Source organism: Shewanella sp. UCD-KL12 (assembly GCF_001957125.1).
Classification (GTDB): Bacteria; Pseudomonadota; Gammaproteobacteria; order Enterobacterales; family Shewanellaceae; genus Shewanella.
This window is the reverse complement of the sequence record NZ_MPHJ01000002.1, coordinates 111,754-130,224: the sequence shown is the minus strand read 5'-3', so window position 1 is coordinate 130,224 and position 18,471 is coordinate 111,754. Positions and strand designations below refer to the sequence as shown.

The window sequence follows — 18,471 nt, the reverse complement described above, 5'->3', positions numbered from 1 at the left end:
TATACTTATTTGCTAGGTTACACGGGATGGATATATCCTCTAAGAGAGGAAGAGGTAAGCAGAAACTCTTTTAATGATGCAAACTAAAATAATAAACAATGCGAGGTTAGAGCGCCCGTACTTATCGATTAATCAGGATTAAATTATGCCTAAAGCCCTACGATTTAAGTAATACCAATTCTATTAAAGAATTGACCATTCAGCGGGAGTTAAAATCGCTGTAGGCTAGTAAGTGGATTGAAGCTAATAGTTATTCTATTTCGAAAACCACATGCGCAGCATAAAGTGATTTTAAACCCGCACTGCGTGAGCTTCTCAGGGCTTCCGCTCCTACGTTGCATCGCCTCAAAAGGGAATAACCATTTCTTCAACGATGCGTCTTGGATCGAAATCCCTGAGAAAGCTCTGAATTGAACACATATTTAATGGAACTGGTATAAATATCAGCAACTCTTCACCTTGCACCATGACAAACTAGCATTAAACGTAGATTGAACAAACTGCACGTACTTCTTAGTTATAGCCAAGAATAAAATCCTTCTCTAAATTAATAACGTCCTCTTTGCAGTAAGTCTCTTCATTGGTCTGGCACAGCTCGTCACCAGCGAGTAGCTTGATCACGTAATCGACTCTACAACGGTAGGGATTAGAGGTCTCATAGAGATGCTGGTTAACAGTAAAGTTTAACTTTGGCTTAATATGATTTACTTGATTGGTAATAGACATAATAGATTCCTCATATTAACTATCTACACCCTTTATATCGGGTGTTACTGGGTAGACTTTAATAAAGCATATGCTGTGCCAACATTTCTATTGGCTAATATTATCAATATGGACAATCGCGGTAGAAAGGAGGTAGGTGAAGGTAAAACTATAATTAACTGTTTGAATTTATTCTAAGCAGCGGATGGATGTTTCTTTGCATTAATCGTGTTCACAATATAGGTGTCAAAAATACCTTTTACCTTAATCATTGCGAAATGCAATACACTCTCCTATTTTGCAATGCAGCAAAGAAATGCTATTAATCGATATAGTTGATTATACGGCTCAGTTAACAATCTCGAACTGACCATCGAAAAGTGGGTGAGCGTCGACACGACTGGCCAATACAATATTAATTTTCTAATTTTGAAATGAGTATCCGATTAATATCTTTGCCCCAGAGCTGGATAATCTTACGCGTCTTCTCTTTGTTCCAGATGCATTTACCAAAAAGTATTATGCCCGCGCCCTCAAGATCTCGCCGCTCTTGAATATCGAACTGACTAAACAGTGACTTTTTATAATCGGCGATTGGAATACCTAGATCTTTGCAATCAGATGGATTTAACCACTCCATCAGCTTATCGCTATGTGACAGGGTTCCCCAATACATACGCGGCGCGCCATTCTCTGTTGGCGTTGCATTAGCGAAATTTACGAATAAGTTTTTAGCTCGCCAACGATACTTACTATCGGTATAGATCCAGAGATCAGACTCAGCTAATTCACTGCCTCGAAGTAAGCTATAAAGTATTGCCTCAAGCCCTTGGGAGGCCATCTTACTCATAGGCTCACCTTGTCCACTAGGGCTATCTAGAGGGATAGATTCAGCAAGAGTACTCTCAATACCGATAAGAGGCTCGCTAGTATCTGAGGTTTTGCTGCTCTTTTGCACCTTATTATCCCCAACGCGCTCTAATTGGGTTAAACCGGCTTGTTCACTTTTTAATGAAGCCCTCTTGACTGAGGCGGCTTTAGAAAAATCTATCATTAACGCATCGCTATCAACCAATACCTGGTTGAGCTCTGCGATAGCTTGTTCCTCATGGGCTTTGGCTTTAGAAGGTTTAAACTCTACACAATCAGCTTGGTGGTATCGTGAACCAAAACAAGCCACTTTGCCATCTTTAGATGCTTTGCGAAAATACGCTTTACCATTACAACTAGGACAGATAAGAGATTGCCTAAACTGTTCAATTTCATCAGCTGATAACGATTGAAATTTGAATACGGTAAAGGTGATAGGATTATCTTTATCGAACGTACAAATTGCATCTAACATTGATAAAGTCGCCTTAAAAAGTCATATTCAGTTCTAATAAGATACGCTGATACCAGACTTAAGTACAAAACCTTAAATTAGAAAGGATGGTCAACCATCACCCATGTATTTGTCCCTTCATCAGAGACAGCAATATCCGTTCTTACCACAAGACCCGCTGCCATCGCTCGGATTGAAAACCCAGCATCGTATTTAAGGTCTGTTAGCAATTCACTTGCCGTATATTCAGCGCCTACACGGCCAGCCTCAACGAAGCCGACAAGCTGAAACCAGTCTATTTTAAGGAACTTAAGCCAGTTAACATCCTCAATCGGATTATACTTCAAGGTATATCGATATTCAGCGGAACCGTAAATCGACGCTTTATCGTGAAAGCGGTTCTGATCATAACCACGCATACGATAGAAGCCACCTAAAGTTGCGGCCTCATTATAAGGCGCATTACCGATCACTTTCTTGCCGCCTATACCATCATACTCGAGCTCCCAAGATGGCGAGTAACCAGTCCAAAAGTTCAACGCTAAAATCCTTTGATGGGCATACTCAGAAGAGCCGAAAGAGAAGTACTTACTCATATCAAGATTAATAAAGGTCCACTCATTATCTGAGTCAAGCCAAGCCGCATCATGGGATATGGAGAGGTATTGGCTACTCCCCGTAGAGGGGTTGATAGAAAAGTCAGTATTATCATGCAAAATGCCTAGCTCTATCGCATGAATAGTGCCATCTAACTCTTCCTCTTCAAACTCAAAACTTTGATAGCGATTAAACTGGCGTAAAACAACGACTGTCGCCCCATGTGTGAGCGGGTTCCATGAGTCTCCTCCACTAGGCTCGGATATCAACAAACCATTTTTCAGTTGATACTCGACCATACCTTTATTAGCTGTCGCACCAAATGGCAGAGCATACTCAAGCTTAATATCAAACCAATTGGACGAACCATCAGCCTCTAAATATTGAGTTTGTGCCGAATCATTACTACCTGGAAGAGGCATTGATATTGGTATGAAGTCCAACGTTCCTCCCGCATAAGCTCGCTGCTTGGGGTAGTAGCCCATCATGCCATATACACTTAAAAAGAAACGCTCAGTTTTAGGCAGCTTAAAGTTCCATACACCGCCACCGCCCGCCTTACTAACCTCACCACCAAATACCGTTCCGCCTATAGTCATCTGATCTTGGTAATAGCCATTTAACATGCCTCCTACACCTAAATTGAGCCCCATAGACTCAGAGCTAAATAGGTAGGGCAAAATTAAGCTCTCCTTCACTCTATCCGGAGACTCTACGCGATTGACCGAGGTTTTCACATTCGCAGCAGGAGCGCTTACCACTGAAAAGCTAACCATGGAGGAGAGGCAAACAATAGATACGCATATTAGCTTCATATTCATAGAAGTCTGTTTCCAATAACTTTAAACAAGGAGAAGAGCGGCACAACTGGCAACCTTACAGTAGCAAATTGCCAACATCAGTGCAGTAGTAATCCGTTCAAGGGAACAGCCGGAGGATTAACTTGCAGCTTTCATCAAGCCGATGGCATCTACTATCATCGCTATCGATGATATAGTTTCAACCTACTCACTCTATTTTCAAAGCTATGCCAAATCTCAATAGTTATGCCAAAGCGATTTAATACCATTTCGCATAAGAAAGTGATCAACTCAGAGCTATTTTAGGCAAACTAGTTCGAGGCGGATAACTGAAGTAATGGTGGCTCCCTTACGAAGTTATTCAACGAAGAAATAGGCAGCCTAAAAAGCTCCTAAAAGACGAGTCTTAGCACTTCTGAATGCCGCGTCATCGAGCTTGAACGTAGAATCACTATGCCCTTCACTCGTTTCCTTGCCTCAGAAGCGTTAAGCTCTCGCTGAGTGAGCACATCTTTATGCGACATGGTATAAATGTAAGCAATGCCGCTTCTTTAAACGAACAGAAGCGGGGGGCGTGTGTCGTTTTCGTGGAGGAAAACCTGCGGGGATCTGCTCTGTCTTTGTAAAGCGCCAGATTGAATCGAATAGACCTAGCACAAATATTACTCTCTCATCGAGAGCGTGATCATCACCGGAGCATGATCTGTACTTTGGCTATCATGCTCAAAGCTTGGGTTTATGAGGTGACGGTCGTAGACCTCATATCTGCCGACTTCCGCTAAATTTTGGTTACTTTTCGGGTCAAACTCATTTGAAAGCAAGATATAATCGAGTACTGAGCCCTTAGCGAAATAATAATGAGTTGCCACTCTAGCTTGTGCAGACAAAGCATATTGAGAAGACTGATACAGCTCATAAGCATCTTGCAATCGATATTGACCAAATAGCTCATTGGCCCCCTTGCTCCCAGCAGTTAGACCGTAATCAGGTTTTACCCTTGTGTCCACTGCAGTTAGAGCGGCTAATACGCCATCACTTAAACTATCATTAAAGTCACCCATTAAGATCATGGGATTTTGACTCAGGATCCGTCTCTCAACCATAGCGTAGCGAAGTAAAGCGGCTTCACTTCCTCGCTGAATACTTGAGCCCCATTGACCAAGCGCCTCCACAGCAAGTTGATGCCCAATACTTGCATTATAACTGTGCGGCCTCACCTTTTGTGGACTTACAGAGAGTTGATCAGCCTCTTGCTTGCTAAGTTCATTAGGCTCAAAGAGTGGCCGTTTAGATTTAAAGTGAACAACATAACAATCTGTGGCACCTATCTTAGGGACTTCAATGGTGGCCCGTAATGGTTTTCTACTAAAGTCAAAATCTTCATCCAGTCCCATCATTGCGATCATTTTACGATCCGCAGCAACAGAGCATGCATCTAGAATAGGGAAGCGGGAAGCGAGTGCGACGACAGGTTTACTATAGATAAAGTCATCAGCAACATCGGGCGTATCTAATACAGCAAAGTGCACTAAACCACACTGTTGGCAGAGCTGCTTCAATGCATCGGTACTAAAGACCTCTTGAAAACCAATCACATCTGGTTGATGCTCATATAGGTATTTCGAGATCCAATCCAATTTTTTCAGCCACTGCTCCTTAGTATAAATATTTTCAAACTCATAGTAAGCGTTTGGTGGCTCGATGAAGTTAAATAGGTTGAAAGTAGCCAACCTTAAATGGTCATGTCTACCTGTAGAGATGGATGACAATAGAGAACCTAATAATCGCGAGTATTAATTATCAGGTTATACCGAATCGAATTCAAAGGGTAGCTGATGATGTATATAAGCGTAACAACGGTCCCTAACCATTATAAAACTACCGCTGATGTTTCTTGTGACGTCGGGCTTGAATTGTCTCTCTCTTTATCATCATACACAGCCACTCTATTTCTCCCAGCATTTTTAGCTTTGTATAAAGCCGTATCTGCCTGAGCGATAAAATCGAGTAGATCTGAGTCTTTATCTGGAATTGTGCTGACCACACCAATACTTACTGTAACAAAACCACTGGTCATTGAGGTCTCATGTGGGAGCTCGAGGCGTTCAATATTATACTGACAACGTTTAGCGGGTGAATTGCAATCCCTAGTGTGGGGAAGAATAATGACAAACTCCTCTCCCCCATACCTAGCCACAAGATCTGAATCTCTGTTAAGCGTCTGACTTAGCGCTTGCGCCACCTCTCGTAAACATTGATCGCCCGCTAGGTGCCCATAGGTATCGTTATAGAGTTTAAAATGATCGATGTCGATCATCATTAGTCCTATGCGAGTTTTATCCCTGATTGCTATTTGCCACTGCTCTTGGACGGTATCATCGAAACAACGTCGATTTGGGATTTTAGTCAGACTATCAGTTTGCGATATCAGCTCTAATTGACGCTTTGCCTCATTAAGATCTGCGGTTCTTTGCTTTACCTCTCGCTCAACAAATTCAGCACGTCGTAAAATAGCATAGACATAAAGTGCGCCTAACAGGACAAAGAGGCCACCGAATATGACGATTGTGTAGGGAAGCTGGCCTCTACGCTCTGCGATATAGCCTAAACTGGGCGTAGCAACGAGAGACCAATGCCTACCACTAAAAGATCTAAGATGTTTAGTATAAGAGAAGGCTAATTGCGATGGACTTAGCATCTGTTCACTAGGGAAGTTTGAATAAAGTGTATTTACGTTCTTTGCCTCTGGAGTAAGGTTTAACTCAGCACCTTGGCTATACGCTTTATAAAGAGAGATATCTTCTAATGAATAATAGATCCCATGTGCAGAGGTACGCTTAATAGCACTATCGAACATATCACCAATTCGATACACACCAATGACATAACCACGAATTCTCTCTCGTCGCTTAAGCAAAGTTGTTGGCTCCCCATCATAGATAGGTAGGAAGATAAGAAAGCCTTTTTGCTCCGAGCTATATTGCAGTAAAGATACACCAGAGGTTGCTATTGGTTTATCAAAGTCTCTAGCACGCTCCATGGTAGCGCGTTGCTGTAAACTGGATGCCTGATCATAGCCTAGCGCCATCTCATTGCCGACATAAGGCTCAATGTAGGAGACTGGAAAATAGCTCTCTCTGTGTTTAGCTGACAACATGCCACTTTCGCTCTGTTCAGTGACCTCGAACTCAGCGAACTCTAAACGCCTAACTTGCTCAAAGCTAGCTCTGTCATTAGACTCAACTTTAGGCGCCCACTCAAGTGCTTGGATGTCTTGATGCCTGACAAGAAAGCTCTGAGCAATACGATGAAACTCTTGTGAAGTCACATCATCCGAGCTGTTGTATAACCCTTTAAGTGCGTGCAAAACCTCAATGTTAAGTAAGATCTCTCTTTCAACTGCTGCAACCTTATCGTCCACATCTTTTCTAAAATCTTGCTCAATCGCCTTTGTCTCTTTGTCATAAAAGCTCTTACCCACATAAATAGAAAGCGTAAAGCCAACTAAAATGGCAAAAAAGATAATGTATTTTGAAAAAATATTCATAATCAAGACTCAGACAAAAAGAACACAAGTTAGCTATATCAAGACATATCAAATTAAGCGGTAACTAAAGTGTCATCACCCTAGGCAAAAATGCAATCCAACAATCGAGGGCTCATGCACTAGCGGAGCCAGCGAGTGAAAACACAATATGGATAAAGTAAGCCCTGCAATTTAAAAGTGTATTTTACAGTAACCTTATCATTACCTGTTCGCATATAGACATGACTAACAAACAAGGTAAAAGTTAACCACAAACCCAACATAAAGTCAGCAACTCGTTACAAAAGTAAAGATGAGCTAAAGGAGATAACTAAGGAAAAAGTTACGAGATTAATTAGTGAATAAAAATAGCTAAATAGGCAAACTAGAGGAAGCAAAAGCAACACTCTTATGAGGTGACAAAATGAAGTGCATTTGCATCAGTTAACAGGTGCTTTAAAATCGATAACGTCCCCTTTCTTAACAAGCAAAGCATCATCAATACACACTCTATTCTTGCCTAACTCTTTGGCTTTATAAAGCAGCTGATCCGCTTTATCTGTAAATGAGTCAGGATCGCAGTTTTGTGTCGGAACCTTAGTGACAATTCCTAAGCTAATGGTCACATACTCAGATACATCGGAAGGAGCATGAGGAATATGCAACTTTTCGATATTATTACGGCACTTATCAGCCAACAGGTGTGGCTCATTAGTGTTAGGAAGCAGTATGACAAACTCCTCTCCCCCGTAGCGGGCAACCAAATCAGTATTGCGGCTAAGTGTGTGCTTGAGCGCCTTAGATACATCCTTTAAACACTGATCACCGGCAAGATGACCATAATGATCATTAAATAATTTAAAGTTATCGATATCTATCATAATCAGTGACAGAGAGCCTTTACTGCGAATGGCTCGATACCACTCTTTTTCAAACTGCTCATCGAATTTTCGTCTATTAGCAACTTTAGTCAAGCTGTCCGTATGAGATAACACCTCGAGCTCAAGCTTAGCTTCAATAAGGTCTTGAGTCCGCTCTTCAACCTCGACTTTAATCAAGGATGTCCGCCTAATAACGGCAAAAGTATAAGCGCCACCTAATAGTACAAATAACACCCCGAAAGCCGTAATAATAAAGGGAAGTAAGCTTCTCCTCTCTGCAATATAGCCAAGGGTCGGACTAGCAACTAATGTCCACTGACGACCACCAAATCTAACTAAGGGTTTGCTATAGGTGAGTCGCTGTTGTGTTTTATCCTGAAGCTGATCTTCTGAGTAATTACTATAAAGCCGTTCAGCGGACACCCCCGTATTGTCCACCAGCTTTAAATTAATACCTTGAGCACCGGTATACTTAATCGCTGTTTCAAACATATCACTAATCCGATATACCCCAAGCACAAAGCCTCTCAACTTCTCCCTGCGCTTAATTAACGTATTCGGCTCACCATTAAAAAGAGGCATAAACATAAGGAACCCCTTTTGATTAGAAACCTCTTGCACTAATGTGATACTCGCAGTCGCAAGAGCGAGGTCTAAATCTCTAGATTTTTTAAGTATTTTGTCTCTTCTTGAGTTCGAAGCGAGATCAAAACCAAAAGCAACTTCATTCCCCTCTATAGGTTCTACATAATAAACAGGAAAGTACTCGCTACGTTCAGCAGCTCGAATCATGCTCCCCTGGAACTCCCGCTCGGTAAATTCAAAGTCGGGATGATTCTGTCGGTGCGCCTCCTCCATGCCTGCTCTTTCTTCTCTACTGACCCTAGGTATCCACTCTAATGCTTGAATATTGGGGTGCCGAACAAGAAAGCTACTGCCTAAATTAGCAAACTCATCCGCAGAGACGCTATCAGAGCTATCAAAAAGCCCTTTAACAGCATAAAGCACCTCTAAATTGATAAGTAACTCACGCTCCAATGCAGTCGTTTTATCATCAACATCCCTTTTAAAGTCAGCCTCTATCGCTAACACCTCATTTTGGTAGAAGGTATAGCCGACTCCAGCAGAAATTGCGGTCCCCAGCAGGATAGAACATAAAAGAATATAGTTAGAGAAAATATTAAATGGTCGCATGATCAATTTTCTCTTCTCAATGTAGATATAGAGAATAGGCTGGGGGAGGTAGGAAGCACTGAGTCAATAATCCATTTATTAATCGTGTTCATAATCATCATTGTAGTTTTTAAACGGGTAGCAACCTCTTTGACGAGCAGCTCAACAAAGCATTAGACAAATGAAAACATAAATAAAATAAGATACTAAGCAATAGGTAACATTGAAAACACCTTACCTTAGACTAGCTTTAACTCTGAAAAAATCAAATGGATAATTCCCCTTTGGAGTTGATTAAAGCTCAAAAGCAGTAGGCTTGTAATCTATTTTAGTTATGACATAGTCTTAGTGAACTAGCCTGGCATATTTATGCTGCAGGATCGCCAATTCAGGATGAATTTACTTATGCTATTTTCCAAAAATACACCCGCGATCTCAGCTACTTCAAGCTCAACTGATGATGCACATCTTACCGATATAAAAGGAGATAACCCGCTCATCTGGCCTCTTCTCAGCCTACTGCAAACATCAAACCAAAGCTGGAAAGTGCACCATCTAGCCGCAGAACTTCAGTCTAGGGGTTTGATGCATGATCTCGATACGGATCAACAAAAAGCCTTATTTAAAACCAACTTTCTCCTGATGAACGCGCTATTTGAGTTGCAAGAGATACTGCTGCCTGAGTTATGGCTACAAGTTAAAGCGATGGAAATTCAAATCTTTAAGATTATTCCAACAAATCTAGACAGCAGTTTACGAGAAGATGATGCGCTAAGAGAGTATTACCTTAATTGGCTAAACTACGACACCTGTCCCAACATCATTCAAGAGATGCTTGAGTCTTTCTGGAGTCGATATGAGGATTATATCGGCACAAGTCCAAACCTGATGCACAGCCATCAAGCGTTATCCGTATTTGAACTCGATAGTAATGCTAGCGACAAGCAGATCCGCAGACAATGGCGAAAACTAGCACTACAATGGCACCCAGACAGACCAAACGGCGATGCAGCTCAATTTCGTAAAGTTTGTGAGGCTTGGCAAACTTTGCGCGAGAAGCGCTGAAATATCCCTCTAAATTCATACATAGATCACATAAGAAACACTGAAGCTTGTGGTCAATTAAGTCATAATTAAGCATTAGCTTTTATGCTGAATTTATTAGGCACCGTATGGCGTATTGAGTGGTAGATATCGCTTTTCTAACTTATTATCACCTCTTTTATGAACCATTTTAGCCTGTCACTGTTGAGGACATAGAATTGATTAAACATATCGCACTAGCATTAACCTTAGCTGTTGCCCCACTAAGTAGCTTTGCTGCACAGTTTGTTGAGGGTAAACACTTCACTCAGATCGCAGAAAAGGCGAGTGCTCAGCCAAAACTCACCGAGTTTTTCTCTTTTTATTGTCATAACTGCTACAACATGGAAAAGCAGTACCTTGGTGATATCAAAGCGAACCTAAACAAGCAGGTCACCTTTGATAGTAAGCATGTAGACTTTATGAACAGCGACATCGGTACTGAAGTCATGCGCTCACTAGCCGTAATGCAAGAGCTAGATGCAGGCGATAAGATGACTCACGCCATGTTTGCCGCAATTCAAGGTGATGAAGGTGCTCATGGACACAACCATGATCATGACCATGGCGCACATGAAGAGCCTGAAATAAACAATCGCGATGACATTAAAAAAGTTTTCGCTGACAATGGTTTCGACATCAGCAAGTACGATGCGATAGCAGACAGTAAAGCAGTTAACGACAAAATCGATCTTTGGCGTGTACAGCAAAGACAGTTCCAAGTACAAAGTGTTCCAGCCTTTGTTGTTAATGACAAATACGCAGTCAATATGAGCTCAATTCGTACTCTTGGAGAACTGATTGACCTAATTAACTACTTAGCTGTTGAGCGCAAGTAAGCTTTGCTTAACACAGTAATACCAATCGGTATAAAGGTGTGATCATCTCAGCGAGAATTTAGCGCTTTAGAAGCAAGACAACGAGTGAAGAGCATAGTTATTCTACGTTCTAGCTCGTTAACACAGCATATGAAGCGCTAAAACTCGCCTTTCAGGAGTGTTTTTGCCTGCCTACTTCTTCGTTGAATAGCTTCACAAAGGAATAACCATTCCATCACCCATTCGCCTTGAATTAGTTGCCAAAAAAACACTCTGAGTAGATCACTTTCTTATACCGATTGGTATAAGTTAAGGCTCCTTTTGGGAGCCTTTTTTATGTCTGTATTTTTGCATTTATTCTTTGTTCTGAGGGAGTATTAATCGACGACTGAGTACAGCAACTTGCGCCAGTTCTGCAACATTCTTGGCCAAGCAAGTTCCACCTTTGCTCTTTCACAGCGCTTAAGCCCATAGCCCTGGGATGATGACTTGTGTACTTGTGCAAGCTCTAGTTGCAATCTGAGTGCTTTTACTAGACAGGTCACACTCAACTCATCAAGTAAAACAGCGCCACCGCTTCGCTCTGTTGCTATCTCATCTATCTGCTCAGTTAAGCCATCAACGTTACTCGCAATAACCACTTTTCCTGCAGCTAATGATTCCTGGCAAGTCAAACCAAAGGGCTCCCAGCGAGAAGGAATAACCACAATATGACACTGCTTTAAAAAACCAGCGATGTCGTTAATCTCACCGACAAACGCTATCTTGTCCCTATTTGGCTGTGCGTTAGCAGTCTCGATTAACTCTTTGCCTAGCTCTCCAGCCCCAGCAAGTCGCAACTCAATATTTTCACATGATATCTGCCCCACCGCCTCTAACAAGAGATCAAACCCCTTTTGCTGGTGAAACCGTCCATAAGCACCAATAACAACCGGCTCAGTTAAAGTGGGTGTAGGTAAAGCGCTAAACAGTTCAAGAGGCTTGGCCTGACCGACATAATAAACTTTATCAGCCTTTGCGAGCCGCTTATTTAACATCCACTGACGTTGTGCTTGAGAGACAGCCAATACTCGATTCATTAAGCAATAGCTTAGCTTTAGCATCAAGTAAAAGCGCCTGTGAGTTTTGACTTGATGAGTCACAAAGCCCTGACAGTAGTGGTGCTCTTGGTACAGAATCGGCGTACCTAAGTTAGCCAGCCTAAGCAGTACTAAGGCGGGTAGCTTTCGCCAAGAAGTAGCAGCATGCAAACAGATAATATCGGCGCTATAGCGCCTTTGTTTGAAGTTTGATAGGTTAATTTGGCAGATCTCAAAATCGAAATCTTGCTGAAGCTCTGAGCCAAGTAGACCTTGCAGCGCCAAGCTGACACCGCCAAGTTTATTATCGTCTACCAAGTGAATAACTTTTAGTCTCAAAAGCTTCTCATGCACAGAAATGAATATAAGAAGCTTAACAAATTTTGGTTTAATTTCTAATGAAATCTAAGAGATGCAGGCAAGCAAAAATAACATGAACCACAATAAAACCAATAAACCCCTTGGCAAACCAGATGTGGTAACTACGCCAGGTTAGTGCGTCACTACTGCCCTGCAGAAAAAACCACATGACTCCGGTAAGCGCAACTCCCAGCATTAGCAGCATCCCTAGCCCCTCGACAAAGCTAAAAAGCCCCCTGCCCCCCGCTAAGGGAACTTTGCCTTTTACTAGGCCAACAAGGTCTCGTTTTAGTTGCGAAAAGTCCCCTGCTAGCCAAGGGAAATACTGACGCCATTTTCCCTTTAGTATATTTGCTAAAAACATCGTAATAGACAATAAGCCCGTTAACAGGCCTAAATACACATGAAGGTAATCCCATATTGAAGCACTACTGCGTAATGTTCTCCCCATCATGATCCAGGGACTTGTCGATATTAAAAAAAGTGACAATAGAATAATAAGCAGATGCTGATATGTAGCCAGCTTCTCAAAGGCTTTAGCAATCAATGATGAGGAACGGGCCATAAAACCTCTCTATAACCAAGTAAACTTGTGCTTTAAAGTGCCTGAAGTTGCTCGGCAAACAGCTCAACTTTTTTCCAATCAGTGTACTCAACTTTTGTATCTGCAGCCGTTGGCCCTTTGGTTATCCACATAATGAATCGGATAATATTTCTATCCATCATGCTATAACCTTGATAATCCAAGTTACCACCAAACACGGTCAAAACCTGAGGGCGCCAAACTGTTTTCTCTAAAAATGCCTGCATATATGGATTCGTTTCAGCAGTATTCTTAGCCTCTTTACGAGCCACTAAGCTGACCGAGAAAAATGCTGTTTGTTTGGTCTCTAACAATTCAAGGTTAGCGGTAATAAAATCATAGACTGCAGGATTATGTTTTCCGTGGCGAATACTCGCCCCTAAGATAACCTTCTCGAATCCATCGAGTTTTGGCGCCTCATCAAGACTACAACATTCAACGTCATTGCCGTTTGCGCTTAAAGAACACTTAATGTGATCAGCTATCTTACGTGTCTGGCCATGAACACTAGAATAGATAATTAATATTTTACTCACCAGAACCTCTAGCTCATCTTACTGATAATCGTTATAAACATAGTAATAGATAAGTGATTATATTTACATGAAACAGATCACGAGCTATTTGAGCAAAGGGCAAGATATCTCAATCGACTTCACAAATATCTAATAATACTAACCAGTTCTAGGTACATCCTTGTACAACTCCCCTCAATTACCATCCGTGGCAGCCGGGGATAAGTACATCCTTGTACAACTCCCCTCTATTGCCATCCATGGCAAACGGGGATAAGTACATCCTTGTACAACTCCCCTCTATTGCCATCCATGGCAAACGGGGATAAGTACATCCTTGTACAAAAAAGCGGAGTAATTAGCTTACTCCGCTTTAGGGCTTACATCTATCAATTGGGGCGAATCAATGATGCTGGTACCGGGTCGCCATGACTCCGTTATAGAGACATTAGGAAAGCAACCACTTGATCGCGCTCTGCCTTAGTGAGCTCCATAAATGCATCACGACTATTTTCACCTTCACCGCCATGCCACAAAATAGCTTCTTCCATTGTCGCTGCGCGGCCATCATGAAGGAATCCAGCTTGAGGGTTAACCGTTTGCGTCAACCCTATTCCCCAAAGAGAACGTGTACGCCACTCATTACCATCAGCTAAGAAATCAGGGCGACCATCAGCTAGCTCCTCCCCCATGTCATGTAGCAACATGTCAGTAAATGGATAGATAGTCTGACTCTTGTGACTATCGCTCATAGGTATACCACCGATATCACCGCTCGACTTAGTGACAAAACTGGCTTTATGACAACCTTTACAGTTGATCTCATCAAACAATCTTGCACCTTCACGTACATTGGGGTCATTAACATTTCGTCTTGCTGGAACTGCTAAGCTTTCCGCATAAAAGACCACTGAATCACTAAAGGCTGCATCTGCTTCAGGCTCACCATTGATATCTTCACCGGTATCGGTAAAGCCTGTACGAGTCAGATAGCTATCATGTAAAGCTGTCCCTGCCACACTTTCGTCAGGAAAAAGCGGGTTGGTAATACCTATATCGCCACGCAGTGCGCCAAGAGACTGAACGCGAACACTTGGTGTATTAGCTTTCCAACCAAAACGCCCAACAGATACTGGATTTTCATCACCAGCTTGCGCTTTTACAGCATCAAAGACTAAATTCACCCGACCAGAGATCTTATCGCCATTGGCATCATCTTCATCCACTAATGCCAAAATATCTGCTTCAGGAATGGCCTCTAGTAAGCCAAGTCCAAAGACAGGCATACCATTACGCCAGCCCATCAATACATCATCTTGCAGAAGATCTGAAGTCACGTTAGCGCTGTCCTTAGTTTCGCCAGGGGCATCATAAGGATTTTCAACATCAAACAGAGGCTTCTTTAGCGTAATGCTACTGCCATCAGGGTATGTCACCTCTTTAGTTTCATAGGAAAGGTAGACATCAGCCTGGCCGCCGAACAGGTTTTCTTCCCAATCAGGACGTGCTTTTAATACACCTCGATGAAAAAGCTGACCACCAAAGTTAGGTACAGGGATTGGTGCACAGTAATCATTGGCTGCAGTGCCTTGAGTACATGGCTCTGCAGGTGCCTTGCTGATACGTAAGAATATCCCAGACTCAGAACTCAACTTAATGCGATCTTGCCCTACAGGGACAATAGGCGTTGAATTACGTCCGTCACGTTGGTGACAGGAATTACAATCTGTGTTGTTAAAGACAGGGCCTAAACCATCGAGATCTGGGTGTTCTTGATTCGGTGCGGTAGTAAAGGCAGTTTCAAAACTAAGATCACCCTCTAGGTGATGCTCTAGTTCAGCGTCTGAAAGATTAGGGGCCGGCGTTGAAAAGCCGTGGCCAGATTCAGAAGCATCGTATGTTGTTGTATCACCGCCACTGGCAGTCATATCTGTGTAGGCTGGATAAACTTTTTTATCAGGATCTGGCTCACTGGTGTCATCACCTGAACCACCACATGCACTTAACCCTATGCAAATAGCAAATGCCAGGCCTGTGTATCTGTGCGTCTTCATATCGTCATCTCACACTGTTATCTTAATTCAAGCAGTAGCGGCTCTATCCTGAGCTTTCACGACTTGAGATATTATGTTGGCTACAAAAAGGGAGGCCGTTCCGCTGCCTCCCAATTCAACTTATTCACTGAAGCGAGAAGTTACACTTTCCAGTCATTCAGTAGAGGAAGCACGTCTGTCTCTAGACTCGTTTGCAGCTTAGATAACGCATCGACTGCCGTTTGCACTCGCTCGCGCCCATCAGCATCTAAAATCGCTTGACGGAAAGGCATATCGTTTGAACCTGAAATCGCTTGGATCTTAATGATTGCATCATCAATTTCACTCCCTATGCGAGAAGCAAGTGCAGAGTCTGCCGCTTTAACAAAATCAACAATGCCTTGCTTGTCGGCAGCGCCTGTAAACTCACCTTGGTACACGTTACGTACACCAACGATGTTATCGCTAAAGTCAGTAAGCGAATTCCAAGAGTACTGAGACTCTACTTTTGATGTATCAGCCGTTTCGATAGATGTACCGAATGGATCAGCGATTTTGCCGTTCCCTACTTCATCTACAATGGCAATCATGCCGTTGATTAGCTCTTCAATAACACCAACTTGAGAAGAATAGAATGTGTTTTCACTCGTACCAGGGTTCTTAACGAAATCGCCATAGGCTTTACTTTCCGCTTGACCGTCATGACTAACCTGCCATGCATCATCCAACACTTTAGTGTAATCACGGAATACTTCAGCTAGACCCATAAGGTAATCAGCTTCTGCGGCAGTTAAATCGGCAATCGCTTTCTCATTGTCTGCAACACCGTCACCAAACAGTAGGTATTCCATAGTATGGAAACCTTGAACATCATCGTTCCAACCTTTGATAGTTTCAGCATCAAAGCTTGAACCACTGCCCAGTACTGTCGTTAAATCAGTAGTATTGAGCGGCCAGCTATCTAGATGTGGATCGATGCCTAATGAATCAACAGGTCCAAAAATATGTGATTCACCTTGCTCCCAAGGCAAACGCGCAGCTTTCCAAGCAACTTGAGCAGCAAGCAAGTTGGCTTGAGTCGGATCATTAACAAGGGTTTGAGCTGCAAGCAGCATCTCATCGCCCTTCATGGCTAAAGCAGCATAACCACTTACTATCACATCATCCGTTAAGTTAGTGATCATCTCAGTTGCTGCAAACTCAAAACCAGTCTCAGGTACAGGATCTGGCGTTGATGAATCGTCACCTGAACCACCACAAGCGGCAAGGGTTGCAATTAGCGCAACGGCAACGGCTGAGTACTTAAATTCTTTCATGTAAAGCTCCATTTTTACTTCATAATAACTTGCCATTCCACGCTCAAATGAGCGATGAAATAGCATTAAATAGTTTGTTATAGCGAGAATTGATAACCCACACCTAAAGCGAAGAAGTTGGTATCTGGGATAGATGCAACAGCAACTTGATGAAGACCGGCTTCTGCTTTTATGACGATTTCAGGGATTGGAAAATAGTTAATACCAACGCTTGTCCAAGTATTTTCGTAGCGCTTTGTAGCCGTACCCGTTTCCACTTCAGCCAGTGGGTTTGAGTAATCAATATTGGCAAAAACTGTAACTGGGACAGGTGTGAAATGACCTAAGTCGACACCCGCCTCAACAAAAAAGGCTTCTGACTTAGAGCCAAGCTGGGCGAAGTTACCTGGTTTTAGGCCTGGGGTGGTTTTATTTGCTTGGGTAATAGCATCTGCATCACTGAGCGTGCCATACATGTATTGACCGCGTAGTGTCCACGGTCCCTCTACAAAGGCTGCTGCAACAGTAGCAATGCTTACCGTACCGTCACCTTCAACTTTATTACTCTTGTTACGGTTACCTGTGGTATTGCCATAGTAGTAAGACATACCAATAGCAGTTCCCTTTTTGAAACTACCGTAATCTAGGCGCAATGCGTAAGCGAGATCGTCTGCATTCACATGCTCGAAACGCTTTTGATGACCAGAAGCCACCCAATCATAAGTACGGAAATACTCAGAGTTTAAGCCACTGATAACTTGTGCTTGGTAATGGAAGTTAGCCACTTCACCAAAAAGACCAACACCCAGTTCATTCCAAACAGCTGGCATCATAGCGGCCTCACTACGGTGACGCTGAACGGTAAGGTATTGATTAGGTTTATGAAGGATACTAGAGAGGCCGACAGGAAGGTGAATACCACCAAACTTGACACCAAATTCCTCGCTTGGGCGATAGCGAACTTGAGCCTTCTCGACAATGACTTCACCACCCGCTTCAACTTCTGATTCGAATTCACCGAACTCATCGAACCCATCATATTCTAGCGCGGAACCAGTTCCGCCGTGTTCGTACTCAATCTCAATCTCCATATCCCACTCATCGGTAAACTGATAACCGAATTCAGTGACAATACGTTCCAGATCAAAACGATTGCGGCGTTCAGGCGTCGTATCTTGAACATTTTCAAAATACTCATCACTGGTGTAAATCATACTGCCGTATGACTTAAACGAAAACTTGCTAAATTTACTCTGTTTGCTTTCCTGTTTTGCAGTCTCAACTGCCTCAACTTGATTTTCTTGAGCAATTTTTTGCTCTTGCTGTTGAGCCGCTAGCACCGCTAAATCTTTTTTAAGCTTATTAAGCTCAGCTTCCTGCTTGGCAATCGCTTGTTCTAATTGAGCTGGATCACTTGCCGCAAAAGCACTCGTACAACTTATACCTGCGATACATATCGCCAGTAAACTTAACTTTGTTTTCATCAATTTCTCCACACTGATTAACAGCATCCCCCTAAATTTCCGAACAAATTACTACAAATGAAAATGATTTGCATTAAAGTTTACACTTTAATTTGCAAGATCATTTACATAAAACTTACATTTGTATTCACTAATATGAGGAGTAAGTTGTAAAGGGGAAGTATAAAGAACACCTAAAGGTATTAGCGGTTGTTAAATTAACCTTGAGCTAGAAA

Annotated in this window: 14 protein-coding genes; 2 read left to right on the top strand and 12 right to left on the bottom strand. The window is 42.5% G+C overall.

Annotation, left to right across the window (positions count from 1 at the left end):
• Nucleotides 1–513: 513 nt before the first annotated feature.
• The 6 genes from BM736_RS06655 to BM736_RS06630 all read right to left on the bottom strand — a co-directional run bounded on the left by BM736_RS06655 (nt 514) and on the right by BM736_RS06630 (nt 9,027).
• Complete coding sequence (locus BM736_RS06655) at nt 514–726, bottom strand: hypothetical protein (RefSeq protein WP_076410175.1); 213 nt, start codon at nt 724–726, stop codon at nt 514–516.
• 394 nt (nt 727–1,120) lie between these two features.
• The gene (locus tag BM736_RS06650; RefSeq protein WP_076410173.1) at nt 1,121–2,050 is read right to left on the bottom strand and encodes a hypothetical protein; all 930 of its coding nucleotides are present in this window, start codon (nt 2,048–2,050) and stop codon (nt 1,121–1,123) included.
• A 77-nt stretch (nt 2,051–2,127) separates the two neighbouring features.
• Complete coding sequence (locus tag BM736_RS06645; RefSeq protein WP_076410171.1) at nt 2,128–3,447, bottom strand: BamA/TamA family outer membrane protein; 1,320 nt, start codon at nt 3,445–3,447, stop codon at nt 2,128–2,130.
• 641 nt (nt 3,448–4,088) lie between these two features.
• Nucleotides 4,089–5,195: an endonuclease/exonuclease/phosphatase family protein gene (locus tag BM736_RS06640; protein WP_076410169.1), complete on the bottom strand. Its 1,107-nt coding sequence runs from the start codon at nt 5,193–5,195 to the stop codon at nt 4,089–4,091.
• A 101-nt stretch (nt 5,196–5,296) separates the two neighbouring features.
• Complete coding sequence (locus tag BM736_RS06635; RefSeq protein ID WP_076410167.1) at nt 5,297–6,973, bottom strand: diguanylate cyclase domain-containing protein; 1,677 nt, start codon at nt 6,971–6,973, stop codon at nt 5,297–5,299.
• 419 nt (nt 6,974–7,392) lie between these two features.
• Nucleotides 7,393–9,027 (bottom strand): diguanylate cyclase domain-containing protein, encoded by a 1,635-nt coding sequence (locus BM736_RS06630; RefSeq protein ID WP_076410165.1) that lies wholly within the window; start codon nt 9,025–9,027, stop codon nt 7,393–7,395.
• A gap of 384 nt (nt 9,028–9,411) precedes the next feature.
• Between BM736_RS06630 and BM736_RS06625 the strand changes: the two genes are divergently transcribed.
• The gene (locus tag BM736_RS06625; RefSeq protein ID WP_083699938.1) at nt 9,412–10,071 is read left to right on the top strand and encodes a DNA-J related domain-containing protein; all 660 of its coding nucleotides are present in this window, start codon (nt 9,412–9,414) and stop codon (nt 10,069–10,071) included.
• 197 nt (nt 10,072–10,268) lie between these two features.
• Complete coding sequence (locus BM736_RS06620; protein ID WP_076410163.1) at nt 10,269–10,928, top strand: thiol:disulfide interchange protein DsbA/DsbL; 660 nt, start codon at nt 10,269–10,271, stop codon at nt 10,926–10,928.
• Nucleotides 10,929–11,284: 356 nt separating this feature from the next.
• Here the strand turns inward: BM736_RS06620 and BM736_RS06615 are convergent, their stop codons facing one another.
• The 6 genes from BM736_RS06615 to BM736_RS06590 all read right to left on the bottom strand — a co-directional run bounded on the left by BM736_RS06615 (nt 11,285) and on the right by BM736_RS06590 (nt 18,256).
• Nucleotides 11,285–12,325 carry a glycosyltransferase family 4 protein gene (locus tag BM736_RS06615; RefSeq protein ID WP_076410161.1) on the bottom strand — a complete coding sequence of 347 codons (1,041 nt, stop codon included), beginning with the start codon at nt 12,323–12,325 and terminating at the stop codon, nt 11,285–11,287.
• A gap of 49 nt (nt 12,326–12,374) precedes the next feature.
• Nucleotides 12,375–12,911: a cytochrome b/b6 domain-containing protein gene (locus BM736_RS06610; RefSeq protein WP_076410159.1), complete on the bottom strand. Its 537-nt coding sequence runs from the start codon at nt 12,909–12,911 to the stop codon at nt 12,375–12,377.
• 32 nt (nt 12,912–12,943) lie between these two features.
• On the bottom strand, nt 12,944–13,465 hold the full coding sequence (gene hemG, locus BM736_RS06605) for a menaquinone-dependent protoporphyrinogen IX dehydrogenase (protein WP_076410157.1): 522 nt from the start codon (nt 13,463–13,465) through the stop codon (nt 12,944–12,946).
• A gap of 416 nt (nt 13,466–13,881) precedes the next feature.
• Nucleotides 13,882–15,498: a di-heme oxidoredictase family protein gene (locus tag BM736_RS06600; protein ID WP_076410155.1), complete on the bottom strand. Its 1,617-nt coding sequence runs from the start codon at nt 15,496–15,498 to the stop codon at nt 13,882–13,884.
• Nucleotides 15,499–15,638: 140 nt separating this feature from the next.
• Complete coding sequence (locus BM736_RS06595) at nt 15,639–16,793, bottom strand: imelysin family protein (protein ID WP_076410578.1); 1,155 nt, start codon at nt 16,791–16,793, stop codon at nt 15,639–15,641.
• 77 nt (nt 16,794–16,870) lie between these two features.
• Nucleotides 16,871–18,256: a hypothetical protein gene (locus tag BM736_RS06590; RefSeq protein WP_076410153.1), complete on the bottom strand. Its 1,386-nt coding sequence runs from the start codon at nt 18,254–18,256 to the stop codon at nt 16,871–16,873.
• Between the last annotated feature and the right edge of the window lie 215 nt (nt 18,257–18,471).